Origin of the sequence: Paraburkholderia sp. 22099, assembly GCF_052045835.1 — a bacterium.
Taxonomy (GTDB): Bacteria; Pseudomonadota; Gammaproteobacteria; order Burkholderiales; family Burkholderiaceae; genus Paraburkholderia; species Paraburkholderia terricola.
Genome location: NZ_JBQEPU010000026.1, coordinates 18823 through 31897, shown reverse-complemented (window position 1 = coordinate 31897; position 13075 = coordinate 18823). Strand labels below are relative to the sequence as shown.

Here is a 13075-nt window from a genome sequence, read left to right as displayed (position 1 = left end):
CCTGACGGCCGCGTTCAATTTAGTGCGCCATGGTCATTTCTCACTGGAACCAGTGTTCACGTGCTTTCATGATCAACGCCTTAGCGGCATCCTCTTCCATTCCGGTCATCTCGACCAGTTCATCCACAGCCAGCTCGGCGAGTTCGTCGCGCGTCTGGATCTGGTGTTCGGACAGCTTGGCGAGCAGGTCGGCGTCGACGCCTTCCACGCTCTTCAGGTCGAGCGCTACATTTTCGACCTTTTCTTCGTTCGCGATCGCCATCGTCAGCAATGCATCGCGCGAGCGATTACGCAGTTCGTGAACGGTGTCTTCGTCGAATGCCTCGATTTCGAGCATCTCGTTGAGCGGCACATAAGCGATCTCTTCGAGGCTCGTGAAGCCTTCGTCGATCAGGATGTCGGCGACTTCCTCGTCGACATCGAGACGCGCCATGAACAGGTCACGCAATACACCGCGTTCCTGATTCTGCTTTTGCGCGGATTCGTCCGGCGTCATGATGTTGATCTGCCAGCCGGTGAGTTCGCTGGCAAGACGCACGTTCTGGCCGCTGCGGCCGATCGCGACCGCCAGCTCGTTTTCGTCGACGACGACGTCCATTGAATGCTTTTCTTCATCGACGACGATCGACTGGACGGCTGCCGGCGCGAGCGCGCCGATCACGAACTGTGCGGGATCTTCCGACCATAGCACGATGTCGACGTTTTCGCCACCGAGCTCGTTACGCACCGCCTGTACGCGCGAGCCGCGAATGCCGACGCAAGTGCCGATCGGATCGATACGTTTGTCGTAAGCGATCACGCCGATCTTGGCGCGCACACCCGGATCGCGGGCCGCCGCCTTGATTTCCAGCAGGCCCTGTTCGATTTCCGGCACTTCCATCTCGAACAGCTTCATCAGGAATTCGGGCGCGGTACGCGACAGTTCGATCTGCGGGCCGCGCGCGGTGCGATCGACCTTGGCGATATAGGCGCGCACGCGGTCGCCCACGCGCAGGTTTTCCTTCGGAATCAGTTGATCGCGGCGCAAAAGCGCTTCGACACGGCCGGTTTCGACGATGAAGTTGCCCTTGTCGAGACGCTTCACCGAGCCGGTCATGATGTGCTCGCCACGCTCGAGGAAGTCGTTCAGGATCTGTTCGCGTTCCGCGTCGCGCACCTTTTGCAGGATCACCTGCTTGGCGGCCTGCGCGCCGATGCGGCCGAATTCGATCGACGGCACCGGTTCCTCGATGTATTCGTCGAGTTGAATGTCGGGCTTCTGTTCACGCGCTTCGAACAGCAGGATTTCCTGATCCGGCTCCTGCAAACCGGCTTCGTCCGGCACCACGCGCCAGCGGCGAAACGTTTCGTGTTCGCCGCTTTCACGGTCGATATGGACGCGGATATCCGCGTCTTCTTCGAAGAGTTTCTTGGAGGCCGAAGCGAGAGCCGCCTCGAGCGCGGCAAATACCACGTCTTTGTCGACGTTCTTCTCGCGTGCCAGCGCATCCACCAGCATCAACACTTCGCGACTCATTGTTTGCGGCTCCTAAAGTCAACTTTCGGAACGAGGCGTGCTTTATCCATGTCCGCGAGCGTGAAATCAAGCATCGCGGCGCCTTCCTTCCCTTCAAATTCCAGACCGATCGTCTCGCCTTGCGGAGCATGCAGGATGCCCCGGTACGATTTCCGTCCGTCCAATGGCTTTTTCAATGTGATTACCACTTCGCTGCCTGCGAAGCGTTCAAAATCCGCCAGTTTTTTCAGCGGGCGGTCGAGACCCGGCGACGACACTTCGAGCCGCTCGTAATCGATATTTTCGACCGTCAGAACGTGCTGGAGCTGACGCGTGACTTTCTCGCAGTCTTCGATCGCAATGCCGGCCGGCTGGTCGATATAAATACACAACATGCCGCGCCCGGTGCGCTCGAGATCGACGAGCTCGTAGCCGAGTCCCACGACCGTGGTTTCAATCAGTTCCGTCAGTTGCACAGTGCCCTCTTAGATGTTCGCGCAGCGAGCCTGCCGCCTGTTTTGCAAACAACCAATGCGGGCCGCGCGCCAAGCCGGCGCACGTTCGTGCTACCCGAGATGCCAAACCACATAAACTGAGCGGCAAAAAAAAATGGGCTAAACGCCCATCATCTTATTGCCGGTGGTCGCACCTGAGCCGCACATGAAAAGCCGCACGCCCAGCGACTTCGCGATTGTAGCCATTTTTCGGGACAAACGCAAACCCGCAGAACGCCGCGTGAAGCGCATTTCCGCTTGATTTCATGGGAAATCGTTCGAACGATATGGCGGCGCTTTGGGCCTTTTGCAAGGCGGTTTGCGCGGCCCGCTCCTGGCTTGGCGAGCAAGCAGAGCGACTCTGCCCCGATTTGCGCTCACGCCGCGATTTTTATGCGCCGCATGAAATGCGCGGCGCTCGTCGATCGATTCCGCCGAGGGCCGCACGTATTAGGGAGCGCGATACGCGACAGCCCGCCACGCGCGACTTCGTTACCGCTTAACGGCCACGTGAGCGGCCGCGCGGTGCGCCGCCGCCGCGATTGGCGCCACCCGCATTGGCATTGCCGCCGCCCGCACGGTTGCCCGCACCGCCGCTGCCGCCGCGATTGCCGCCCGGCCCGCGACCGCCGCCGCCCGGATTGCCGCCAGCGCCGCCGACGCGCTTGCCGCCGCCTGCCGCCCGATTGCTATTGCCCGACGGCGCACGATTGCCGTCGACGTCACGTCCGCCACGCGGACCGCCCGTGCCGCCGCCCATCGGGCCGCTGAAGCCGCCGCCGGCCCCACGCCCCGCTCCACGGCTGCCATAGCCGCCACCAAAGCCGGTGCCCGCACCGCCGCCGAAGCCGCCGCCCGCCGCACCACGACGACCCTGGCCGCGCGGCTGCTGCTCGAAACGGCCGTGCGACATCAGCACCGGCTCACGATTGATGAAGCCCATCGACGTTTGCATCGGATCCGGCTGCTTGCGCTCCGGCGCGGCGCCGCGACCGCCCTTTTCTTCTGTCGGCGCCTTCAGGCCGACCGACGCCATCAGCGCGCGAACCTGATTGTCCTCGAGCTCTTCCCAGCGGCCGCGCTTCAAACCTTTCGGCAGCGAAATCGGGCCGTGACGGGTACGGATCAGACGGCTGACCATCAGGCCGGCCGCTTCGAACATGCGGCGCACTTCGCGATTACGCCCTTCGGCGAGCGCGACGTGATACCAGTGATTAGTGCCTTCGCCGCCGCCGTCGCGAATACGCAGGAAATTCGCCGGACCGTCTTCCAGCTCGACGCCATGCAGCAGCTTCTGACGCATGCCTTCGGCCAGTTCGCCGACCACGCGCACCGCATATTCACGCTCGACGCTATAACGCGGGTGCATGAAACGGTTCGCCAGATCGCCCGACGTGGTCAGCATCAGCAGACCTTCCGTATTGAAGTCGAGGCGGCCGACCGCGAGCCACTTGGCGGTTTTCATCGGCGGCAGCTTGTCGAATACCGACGGACGGCCTTCCGGATCGGCGTGACTGACGATTTCGCCGGTCGGTTTGTGATACAGCAGCACGCGCGGCGGCTTGTTGGCCAGCTTGCGTTTGACCGGCTTGCCGTTGATGCGAACTTGGTCGGTCGGCATGATGCGCTGCCCGATGTGAGCCGGCTCGCCGTTCACCGACACGCGGCCGGCGACGATCAGCTCTTCCATGTCGCGGCGCGAGCCCATGCCGGCTTCGGCCAGCACCTTGTGCAGCTTCGGCGCGTCGTCGTCCGCCGCCAGCACGCGCTTGGGCGCGGCCGGCTTGCCACGGCGCAGCATCGGCGCGCGCACGCCGCCGGTGGCGCTGTTGTCGGCATCGAATGCGGGCGAGGTGACGTACGAGAACAGATCGTCCTGGCCGGCTTCCGTGGCCGCGGCCGCCGGTGCTTCGGCGCCGCGGCGGTTCTGACGCTGACCGCCTTCACGCGGCTGGCGCTCGCCCCGCCCACCTTCGCGAGCGCCGCCCTCGCGGGGTGCGCCTTCACGTTGACCACCTTCGCGTTTCGCCCCGCCGGCATTGCGCCGCGGACCTTGTCCCTTGGCGCCGGCTTCCTTGCGCGGCATGCGCACTTGCGCGACCACCTCGCCGTCAGGCGGGGCCTCGGTGACGACCGGCGCTCCTTGCGCGGGCGCGCCTTCGGCGCCCTTCGTCTTCGCTCCGGCGCGGCGCCGCGCGATCAGGCTGCGCGGCCCGCGACGCAGGCCGCGGCGCGGACGGTCCTCGCCGTCTGCTTCCGTGGTCTGCGCCGGGCGCTCGCCCTCGCCTGCCGATGCTTGCGTGGCGTGCGTCTCGTCAGCGCGCGCCGACGGCACGGCGCGCTCGGATTCGGACGAATCGGTGTCGTGGGTATGTGTCAAAACAACCTCAAAATGTCAGGTCGCGCGCGCCCATTGCGGGCGCGGCAAAAAAGTTCGGTTACGTCAGGCGCTGCGCGACTCGGGTTCGTCGTCGGTCAGAATGCCTGCGTCCTGTGCGGCATCGCGACGATCTTTACGATCGCCGTGCGCCGCCGTGGTCGGGTTCGGCTCGGCGGCGCGCTCCGTATTGCGGAGCGCGCCCGAGTCGCGCGCGGGTATTGCGGGATCGGCCTGGGAGACCGGATCGTGATTCAGTGCAGGTTCGGCGGCGCCGGCCTGCGGTACAACCTTTGCCGCTTCTTCAGCATGTTCTTGCGCGGCCGGTGCGCCGGCAGCGTCGTTTTGCGACTCGGACGCCGCTGCCATATCCGCCGCTTTAACCGCCGTCTCCGCTGACTCCCTGTGTTCAGCATGCGGCGCTTGATACTCTTTAGCTATTTCCGTTCCCGCCGTTCCAGGCGTCTCTTCGACATGGCCGGTGTCTTCATGGCTAGCTGTGTCCGCCGATCCGGCCAGCGGCGCTTCGTTCGCTGCTTGCAAGGCTTCGTGCGGTTCGCCGCCAACGCTCGCGCCATGCGATTCGTCGACCGCCTCGGTCGTGCCGGAGTCGGCCGGCTCTTCGATCACGGCCTCTTCGCTCGCAGCCAATGCCTGAGCCGCTTCCACATCCGAAAACTCGATTGCGTGCTGCCCGAGAAGATCCGCGTTCAGTTGCGCGGACGGATCGGCGAGCGGCGGCAATTCGTCGAGCGCCGTCAAACCGAGGTCGTCGAGAAACTGCCGTGTGGTCGCATACAGCGCCGGACGGCCCGGCACGTCGCGATGACCGATCACCTCGATCCAGCCGCGGTCCTCGAGTTGCTTGACGACCTGCGTATTCACGGTGACGCCGCGAATCTCCTCGATATCGCCACGCGTGACCGGTTGCCGGTAGGCGATGATCGCGAGCGTCTCGAGCACCGCGCGCGAATATTTCGGCGGCTTCTCGGGATGCAAACGATCCAGATACGAACGCATCGCGGGCTTGCTTTGAAATCGCCAGCCCGACGCCAACCCGACCAGCTCCACACCGCGCCCGGACCAATCGCGCTTGAGGTCCTCGAGCAAAGTTCGAACGGTGTCTGCCGACACGCCGTCGGCAAAGAGCTTGCGCAACTCGCCGAGCTTTAACGGCTCCTGCGCGCAGATCAAGGCAGTCTCGAGGACGATCTTCGCCTCTTGGGTATTCATGCAGCCAGGTCGACCTTATGAGTTAGGGTCAAAGAACCGGATCAAACAGACGATGTGGAACTGAAGACGCGCTCGCCCGATTCTGATCGGTCATATTGATGGGAGCACGCACCGGGGGGAGGCGAAACAGGCATCGAGCCAAACCCAGCCGGACGGAGCAGCGATATTCCTGAAAGGAATCGCGTGACTGAGCGCCATATTACGCAAAAACAATCAGTGCGTAAAGGCGAAATCCCCCGCGCATATCCGGTCCCGCCTTGATCGGCGCACTTCAGCGCAACGACGCGTGCAAACGGATGGAAGCCGCTTTGCGCAAAAGAGCTTTAAGCTTCCGTCCGGTCCGCCCGCTCGGCTTCGCTCATCACGGTGCGGCACGTTGCGCGAGGAACTGCTTCAGCCGTTCGACACCCGCATCCAGCCGCGCCGTGTCGCAGGCGTAGCACCACCGCACGAAACCCTCGCCTTGCGGGCCGAACGCGCTGCCAGGCGCCACACCCAGGCCGACCTCGCGCACCATCGCCTTGCACAGCTCAAGACTGCGCGAGGCGCCGGGCATCGAAAAGAACAGATACATGGCGCCCGGCGGCGCCTTCACGTCGACACCCGGCACTGCGGACAGCGCCCGCACCAGATGGTCGCGCGATGCCTTCAGGTCGAGCACGAGTTCCTGCGTGAAGCGCTCGCCCTGCTCGACGGCCGTGATGCCCGCCTGCTGAACGAACGCCGGCGCGCACGAGGTGTTGTACTCGACCAGCTTGCCCAGATCGTCCATTAGCGTAGCCGGCGCGACGATCCAGCCGAGCCGCCAGCCGGTCATCAGCCACGCCTTCGAGAACGAGTTCACGCAGATCACGCGTTCGTCGCGACCGGCGAGGTCGAGAAACGATGGCGCGGTGCGTGAGTGCGGGCCGCTCGCGCCGGGATCGGCGTCCGCGTAGTAAAGGCGTTCGTAAACCTCGTCGGCGACGAGCCAGATGCCGTGGCGCCGGCAATGCGCAAGCACGGTGCGCTGCTCGTCGCGGCTCATCACCCAGCCGGTCGGATTGTTCGGCGAGTTGATGAGCAGCATTCGGGTGTCCGGCGTCAGCGCAGCCAGTAGCCGCTCGATGTCGAGTTGCCAGCCGCGCTCGCCGTAGCCCAACGCAACGGTCTCGACATGCGCGCCGAGAATCTTGGGAATCTCGACCAGATTCGGCCACAGCGGTGTGACCGCGACGACTCGGTCGCCCGCGCCCACCACCAGTTGCGCGGCCAGCATCAGCGCATTGACACCCGCGCTCGTCACCGCGACGTGGTCCGGCGACGTCGGCCCATGCAATTCGCTGACGTAGCGGGCGAGCGCCGCGCGCAACGGCGCGATGCCCAGGTTGTGCGTGTAGAAAGTCGCGCCCGCGGCCAGCGCGGCGCTGGCCGCATCGCGGATGAACGACGGCGTGACGCGGTCGGACTCGCCGAACCAGAACGGCAGCACGTCGTCGACGCCGAATCCGGCGTTCGCGACTTCGCGGATCTGCGAAGGACGCAGGGCGCGCACGGCATCGCGCGCATTCGGGATGGATGGCACAGGCAGATCCGATTCGCTCATCGAGGCTTCCAGACGGTGTCGGCTAGGGGTTGAGATTGCGCAGAGGCGACAGTGTAGCGTGGCGCCTGTCGTCAGGACGGCGAAGTCGGCGGTCAATCAGGCGCCGAGCCGAACCGCGACCCGCATCAGCCCAGCTCCTCCGCCCGCGCCGGCAATTGACGAATCAGTTCCCACACCGCCTCGGCCGCCGGCGATAACGAACGGTCGCGCCGCCGCACCAGTTCGACCGTGCGTTGCGCACGCGGCACCAGCGGCCGCGCCACCAGCGTGGCGCCCGCCGGCAGCGGCAACGCGAGCCAGGGGAGCACGCTCACGCCGACGCCCGCCTCGATCAGCCCGAAGACGGTCGCGGAATGACCCAGTTCCTGCACCACCGTCGCGTTGACACCGTGCTCCTGCATCACGGCGTCGATGATCGGCCGGCTGCCTGACGCGTAATCGAGCATGACGAGCTGCTGGCCCTCGAGGTCCGTCCACGCCACCTGCTTGCGGGCCGCCAACGGATGGTCGCCGCGCAAAACGACGCAGAACGAATCCGTCATCAGCGATTCGCTGAGCAGATCGTCGGCGGAAAAGGGGCCGATGATCACGCCGAAATCGACCTCGCCCGATTTGACCTTGCGGACCACGTCGCTTTGCACGTCGTCGCGCAAACCCAGTGTGATGTACGGAAACTGCCGTCCGCACGACGCCACCACGCCCGGCATCAACCGGCAGGCGACCGTCGGACTGGCAGCCACCATGACTCGTCCACGGCGCTGCTCGCCGATTTCACGAATCTCGCGCAGCGCGTCGTCGAGGTCGTTCAATAGACGCGACACGCTCGCAACCAGATTGCCGCCGACATCGGTTAGCTGCACTTCGCGCGTCGTGCGGTCGATCAGCTTGAGGCCGATTTCCCCCTCCAGTTCGCGCACGCAGCGGCTAACGGCCGATTGCGTCAGGCCGATTTCATCGCCCGCCCGACTGAAGCTCTGCAAGCGGGCGACCTCAATGAAAACCCTGAGCTGGCGCAGCGTGACATTCATTTACCAACCTCATCAATGACGCATTTTGATGCGCATTGTATTCGCAAACTTCGCGTCACAGCGGGCGCAGCGGCTTTCGCTGCAATGCAGCGGGAAGGCGCAAACGCACGCTGGCCGGGCCTGATTGCACAAGATTGGTGATTGTCCCGATTTGCGTGATGGGTTTTTTGGATTCTCATACGCCCCTAGCTAGCGCCCGCGCTGGCCCGCCGCTACAGGGCTTCAGGCTGTTGGACTTATGTTGGCACAGTTCCTGCATTTACATGCACACAGGATCGGCGCCATGAGTTCTGACTGCATACAGGACCGTGGCAAGCCCGACCCCCTTGGCACTCGCCTATCGAGTGCATGGAGAGTGCGCGGCGCGGGGCAGCGCACCGGAGTTAGCTTCGCTGAGGTGAAACATGATGCTGTTCGACGATTTGAGAGACAACGAGTGGGCGCTGGTCGAGGCGTTGTTCTGTGCGGAGCCTGCACGGAGCGAACGGCGCGGTCGGCCACGCGTGGAAGCGCGCGCGGTCGTCAACGCCGTGCTTTGGGTGCTGTCGACCGGCGAAGGCTGGTCCAAGCTGCCCGGCCGCTATCCGTCGCCGCCGACTTGCCGCCGCCGCTTCGACGAGTGGCAGGCCGATGGTACGCTCGCCGAAATAGTCAAGCGACTCGGAACGAGCGGCCGCGAAATTTCGCTGCGCGGGCGGATCGGCGCCACCGCTGCGAAACCGCCAGCACCGCCGAGCCGCGACCGTCTGCGCGGCGCATTCTGGACCAATCCGGAATCGTGGCGCGCGCCGGTCAAGATGGCCTGACGCGAATCGTTTCACCCGGGCCCCTTATGGGCGCCCGGCACCTGTCCAGGCCTTCGTGCGTCGCCTCTCGACGCCCGCCTGACTCGTCATGGGCACCGCTCGCCGGCGCGCCCAACGCAGTCGTCCCTTTCCACCCTGCCTGCGCGCTGCGTCAGACGTCCGATGCAGCGAGAGCGTTGCGGGTGAAACATCCATTTACTATTACTTACAGCGTGCTTTCGTCGGTCGGCCTACCTTAGGGGTATGAAAACAGGCCTTGAGTCGATCGGCTTGACGGGAGCTCCAGCATGAAACCAATGTCACTGCTTCTGTGCGGCATTGTGGTTTCATCGATGGCCGCAGCGGCGCTTGCACAGCAACGGCCGGAAGGCTGGAACTGGCGGCCTGACCGCACCGCCAGCCTTCAAGCCTGGCAGCAGCGCGACGCGCGCAGTCGTGACTTCACGCCACCCGCGCCGCGCGGAGATTTGCGTGGCGACATCGCAAGCAACGTGCGCACTCGGCCGGAACCGCCCCGCGAGGATCCAGCGCGCCGGCGTTAGGGAGGGAGCGTCGATCAGAATTCGAATGGAAGCCCGAGCGTCCTGCTGAGTCATCCGCCCCGTTTGCTAGTACCAAATGATTCGCTGTGACTTCGCCGTAGCCGTGAGCCCATTGCGGCAGTGCGAAGCGGATCGATTGGGGAACCACTGGATCCCGCCAACAGTCTCATTCAACGCCATTAGCACAGCGTGGCAGTAGTAATTCCGGTAGCCCGTATCCCTCAAGATACGGGCTTTTTTTCATGACCGGACACGAGCCGACGCGCGAGCCACTTCGGCGGAAAGCGCCGGAGTATGGCCGCAGTTTGCAGAACAACGAAATAACCGCCAGCCTCGTGCAACGGTCCGGAAACCAGCGTTAGCCGTGCGCCGAAGCTAGGGCCGCACTTCGAGCGCGGCGGTGGGCCGCGAGTCGGCGGTGGCGACGACGTAGTCGTTCATTCGCTGGTCCGTCCAGCTAAGCAACCGCTCGTCATGTGCGAGCCGCGCAAACTCAGCCTTGCCGCGCTCGGTGAGCACGGCGATGTCGACAGGTGCGTGAAAGCCCGGAGCCGGCGCGACGGTGCGCTGCCGAACGGTATCCATCAGGCCAAGCGCGCGAAGATATTGGAAAACGCCCGGCCGTCTGGCCCATGGGACCTGGCGATATTGCGCCCGCCGCAGCGCTTCAAGTACCGCTTCGTTGGAATACGTGGTCATCTCACTTCTTTCTTAAAGTGCAGCCATGACACATTTATGCCCAACACGTCACCGCGCCACCAGTGACGCGCGTAGCACCCGCCCTGGGCTGGAAGCGGGCTGCAAGTCATGCAGCCGGATTTCCGCCAGGTGCTGCCTGGTCTCGTTTTCGGAACCCCCGTCTGAACAGCGTGTTAGCGTTCTGTCCACGGCCGGCGATGCAACCGCTGCGGCGCGATAGCAGGTTCGTGGATTTGTCCCGAAAGTCATACGTTACCCCATCTAAATTGATTCTATTCACTTTATTAGCGCTTTTTTTTGCAGCAATCGTGCTATGGAAAAGCGCCCGCCGACCGCTCGCCGTTTGTCTGCTCGCCCTGTTCTGGCTGCTCTCGGCCGGCTGGCTCACCGCGCCATTGCTGCAACTGGCGCAACCGCACCGGCAATCCCCTGCGCCCGCCACGTTCGCGCCGCGCACCGCGATCATCCTGCTCGGCGGCGGCACGATTTACGACGCCCACGATGTGCTCGTGCCGCCACGCGACGTGCTCACGCGCATCGCGGTGAGCGCGGCCAACTATGCGAACTGCAAACGCATGGCGCTCACCTGCGAGGTGATCGTGAGCGGTGGCAACCCGCAGCGGCATCGCGCGACCGAAGCCGACACCTATCTGCCCTATCTGCTGGACAAGCAGGTGCCCCGCGCGGACATCGTGCTGGAAAACAGCAGCCGAACGACTTACGAAAACGCGCGCAACGTGTCGACCATTATCGAGCGATCACATTACGATTCCTTGATACTCGTCACATCCGCGTATCACATGCCGCGCGCATTAATGAACTTCCAGTTGTTCGGTCTCTCACCGCAACCTGTCATCTCGAGCGCGCGGCGCGCCCATGTCGGTGTACTCCCGCGGTATGAAAATCTTGTGAATGCCGAGATCGCGTTGCACGAGCTGATTGGAATCGCCCAGTTTCAGATTTATCGCGCAATCGGATGGTTCTGAAATGCGAAACATCGCAAAAGCCGCGTTATTTAGAGATGCGAATATTCGCCGCGACAGCTCACCGTGTTGGAGGGCGCAGAAATCAACTGTAAGCCTGACAACAGTCCTTGGACGGCAGTAACAGGATGTAACGAATTGTCATCGTCGTTACAAAGCGTCTGCTGGAGCGGATATTGCTGGCTAGAATGCACTGTCTTTCCATTTGGGTAGACAAATGTTCGGGTCCATAAACCACTCTGCGGAGGTAACGATGAAGAAAGTGTCCCTGGCGATCCTGGTTTCCCTCAGTGCCGTGACGGGCGCAGCTTATGCGCAAGACAGCGGCGTCACGATGAGCACCGATCCGGCCAAGGCCGCCGACGTCGAACAACGCGCGCAAGATTTGCAAAACCGGCAGCAAGCCATGGACAGCGCGCCGGCAGCACCCGCCCAACACCACAAAATGTCGCCGCATCACAAGAAGAAGGCCGCCAAGGCCGATGCAGCCAGTTCGTAAGCGCGGCTAGCCAGATCATCGGCAGCATCGCCGCTGCCTCGCCGTGAAGATTGAAAGCCGAAGCCGGCACGCCGGTTTCGGCTTTTTGTTGTCTAATGACCTTCGGACTTGCAAAGGGACATTGCGACGTACCCACAGGCCTTCGACAAGCAGGCATCGACGGCCTGCCATGGCGTTCACCACCGAGGCGCTGAAGACAGCCAACGCCGCGCCGCAAGGGCGCCGTGCGAGCGCTCCAAGCCCGCTGCATCCGGCCGACGGTATGCTAAAGTCGCGCACCGACCGGCGCCCAGCCGGCATCCCCTAACCCGTGCGCACCCTGGTGCGGAGGACAGCATGAGCAACATCCAGCTAGATATCGAATGGACTGAAGCAGCATCCCGCAAGATCGAAAAATTGATGCCGCGCGGCGGTCAGGAAGCGTTCCTCGCGCTGCCGCCCGTCGAATGCCTGCCGATGGAAGGCGACGTGCTGTTTCTCGGCCCGGATGGCAAGCAGCAACCGTTCATCGTCGCCGAACGCCAGTATCACCACGATGGCGATGCCGACTGGACCATCATCCTGATTCTCGACGTCCCGCAAGCGACCCACTGAGCACAAACGGCACGCACCGCCCGGCGCCCGCCGTCGCGCGGCGCTCACCACCGCTCACGAACGCTCAGGCGATCTTCGACACCACGCGGATTTCCGCGTGTTCCACCCAATCCGCCACGGCTTTCCCGTAAGCCTCGATGTGCGCGGATTTCGCATGCGCCGCCAGCGCCTCCTGGCTTTCCCAACGCTCGACGAACACGAACCGGCGCGGCTCCTGCACATCGCGGTGCAGGTCGTACTGCAGCGCGCCTTGCTCGTTGCGCGTCGGCCCGACGATGCCTTCGAGCGCTTCGCGCAGTTGCTCTTCGTAGCCCGGCTTCGCCACCGAGATTGCGACCACCGCGATTTCCGACATACCGTCCCCCTTTTCACGAAAAGCCAGCAGCATACCTGCCGTCTTTCAAACCTGCAGGCTGGCTCGCGGATGCAGCCGGCCGCCATTCGCGCGCGTCGTATGGGCTGACGAAAAGCGCGTGGAAAAGCGCATAACGTCTGAGTACCGTCTCGCCTGGAGTTTGGCGGGCGGCCACTCGCCACCCTGCTACGCTCGCCTCATGCACACGGCAGATCACGACGGGCCGCGACGGCGGCGATGAATGTGTCGCGCACGGCAAGCGCGCGCCATGCTCTCGCGCGAAGTCATGCCGGGCGCCTCGCCGCAGCTGGTCGCAGGGCGATCAAATGACGTTATGCGTCTGTGATAACCCGCACATTCATGCAAATCGCAAACTGCTAGACTG

At 63.7% G+C, this 13075-nt stretch carries 12 protein-coding genes and 1 pseudogene; 5 read left to right on the top strand and 8 right to left on the bottom strand.

The features are described 5' to 3' along the window. Positions 1 to 40: 40 nt before the first annotated feature. The 6 genes from nusA to ACTJLC_RS22925 form a co-directional block, all read right to left on the bottom strand. Entirely contained in the window at positions 41 to 1516 is a 1476-nt protein-coding gene (gene nusA / locus ACTJLC_RS22950; RefSeq protein ID WP_073429857.1) for a transcription termination factor NusA, read from the bottom strand. Then, entirely contained in the window at positions 1513 to 1971 is a 459-nt protein-coding gene (gene rimP, locus ACTJLC_RS22945) for a ribosome maturation factor RimP (RefSeq protein WP_007182297.1), read from the bottom strand. The genes nusA and rimP overlap by 4 nt, the downstream gene beginning before the upstream one ends. Before the next feature lie 517 nt (positions 1972 to 2488). After that, positions 2489 to 4369 carry a 23S rRNA pseudouridine(2605) synthase RluB gene (rluB, locus tag ACTJLC_RS22940; protein WP_073429855.1) on the bottom strand — a complete coding sequence of 627 codons (1881 nt, stop codon included), beginning with the start codon at positions 4367 to 4369 and terminating at the stop codon, positions 2489 to 2491. A gap of 63 nt (positions 4370 to 4432) precedes the next feature. Continuing rightward, positions 4433 to 5599: an SMC-Scp complex subunit ScpB gene (gene scpB, locus ACTJLC_RS22935; protein WP_073429853.1), complete on the bottom strand. Its 1167-nt coding sequence runs from the start codon at positions 5597 to 5599 to the stop codon at positions 4433 to 4435. A 361-nt stretch (positions 5600 to 5960) separates the two neighbouring features. Then, positions 5961 to 7184, bottom strand: a complete 1224-nt coding sequence (locus tag ACTJLC_RS22930) for a pyridoxal phosphate-dependent aminotransferase (RefSeq protein WP_440845200.1) — start codon at positions 7182 to 7184, stop codon at positions 5961 to 5963. Positions 7185 to 7309: 125 nt separating this feature from the next. Next, positions 7310 to 8212 carry a LysR family transcriptional regulator gene (locus ACTJLC_RS22925; RefSeq protein WP_073429849.1) on the bottom strand — a complete coding sequence of 301 codons (903 nt, stop codon included), beginning with the start codon at positions 8210 to 8212 and terminating at the stop codon, positions 7310 to 7312. 407 nt (positions 8213 to 8619) lie between these two features. Between ACTJLC_RS22925 and ACTJLC_RS22920 the strand changes: the two are divergent. Next, positions 8620 to 9015: pseudogene (locus ACTJLC_RS22920) on the top strand (transposase); the annotation flags it as partial. A 290-nt stretch (positions 9016 to 9305) separates the two neighbouring features. Next, positions 9306 to 9560 (top strand): hypothetical protein, encoded by a 255-nt coding sequence (locus ACTJLC_RS22915; RefSeq protein WP_073429847.1) that lies wholly within the window; start codon positions 9306 to 9308, stop codon positions 9558 to 9560. Between the two features lie 375 nt (positions 9561 to 9935). Here ACTJLC_RS22915 and ACTJLC_RS22910 read toward each other — a convergent pair whose 3' ends face one another. Next, positions 9936 to 10259, bottom strand: a complete 324-nt coding sequence (locus ACTJLC_RS22910; protein ID WP_073429845.1) for a hypothetical protein — start codon at positions 10257 to 10259, stop codon at positions 9936 to 9938. Positions 10260 to 10525: 266 nt separating this feature from the next. On the opposite strand from ACTJLC_RS22910, the gene ACTJLC_RS22905 reads away from it, so the two are divergent. From ACTJLC_RS22905 to ACTJLC_RS22895, 3 genes are all read left to right on the top strand, one after another. After that, positions 10526 to 11245 (top strand): YdcF family protein, encoded by a 720-nt coding sequence (locus ACTJLC_RS22905; protein WP_235004889.1) that lies wholly within the window; start codon positions 10526 to 10528, stop codon positions 11243 to 11245. Positions 11246 to 11495: 250 nt separating this feature from the next. Beyond that, positions 11496 to 11741 (top strand): hypothetical protein, encoded by a 246-nt coding sequence (locus ACTJLC_RS22900; RefSeq protein ID WP_073429841.1) that lies wholly within the window; start codon positions 11496 to 11498, stop codon positions 11739 to 11741. Positions 11742 to 12077: 336 nt separating this feature from the next. Continuing rightward, positions 12078 to 12335: a hypothetical protein gene (locus tag ACTJLC_RS22895; RefSeq protein ID WP_007182306.1), complete on the top strand. Its 258-nt coding sequence runs from the start codon at positions 12078 to 12080 to the stop codon at positions 12333 to 12335. A 64-nt stretch (positions 12336 to 12399) separates the two neighbouring features. On the opposite strand, the gene ACTJLC_RS22890 is transcribed toward ACTJLC_RS22895, so the two are convergent. Continuing rightward, positions 12400 to 12690: a putative quinol monooxygenase gene (locus tag ACTJLC_RS22890; RefSeq protein ID WP_073429915.1), complete on the bottom strand. Its 291-nt coding sequence runs from the start codon at positions 12688 to 12690 to the stop codon at positions 12400 to 12402. Positions 12691 to 13075: the final 385 nt, after the last annotated feature.

What these genes read in the sequence shown, in the direction of transcription:
- ACTJLC_RS22895 (WP_007182306.1), top strand. Translation starts at nt 12,078, where the DNA reads ATGAGCAACATCCAGCTAGATATCGAATGGACTGAAGCAGCATCCCGC.
- scpB (WP_073429853.1), bottom strand. Translation starts at nt 5,599, where the DNA reads ATGAATACCCAAGAGGCGAAGATCGTCCTCGAGACTGCCTTGATCTGC.
- ACTJLC_RS22910 (WP_073429845.1), bottom strand. Translation starts at nt 10,259, where the DNA reads ATGACCACGTATTCCAACGAAGCGGTACTTGAAGCGCTGCGGCGGGCG.
- ACTJLC_RS22925 (WP_073429849.1), bottom strand. Translation starts at nt 8,212, where the DNA reads ATGAATGTCACGCTGCGCCAGCTCAGGGTTTTCATTGAGGTCGCCCGC.
- ACTJLC_RS22890 (WP_073429915.1), bottom strand. Translation starts at nt 12,690, where the DNA reads ATGTCGGAAATCGCGGTGGTCGCAATCTCGGTGGCGAAGCCGGGCTAC.
- ACTJLC_RS22900 (WP_073429841.1), top strand. Translation starts at nt 11,496, where the DNA reads ATGAAGAAAGTGTCCCTGGCGATCCTGGTTTCCCTCAGTGCCGTGACG.
- nusA (WP_073429857.1), bottom strand. Translation starts at nt 1,516, where the DNA reads ATGAGTCGCGAAGTGTTGATGCTGGTGGATGCGCTGGCACGCGAGAAG.
- ACTJLC_RS22930 (WP_440845200.1), bottom strand. Translation starts at nt 7,184, where the DNA reads ATGAGCGAATCGGATCTGCCTGTGCCATCCATCCCGAATGCGCGCGAT.
- ACTJLC_RS22915 (WP_073429847.1), top strand. Translation starts at nt 9,306, where the DNA reads ATGAAACCAATGTCACTGCTTCTGTGCGGCATTGTGGTTTCATCGATG.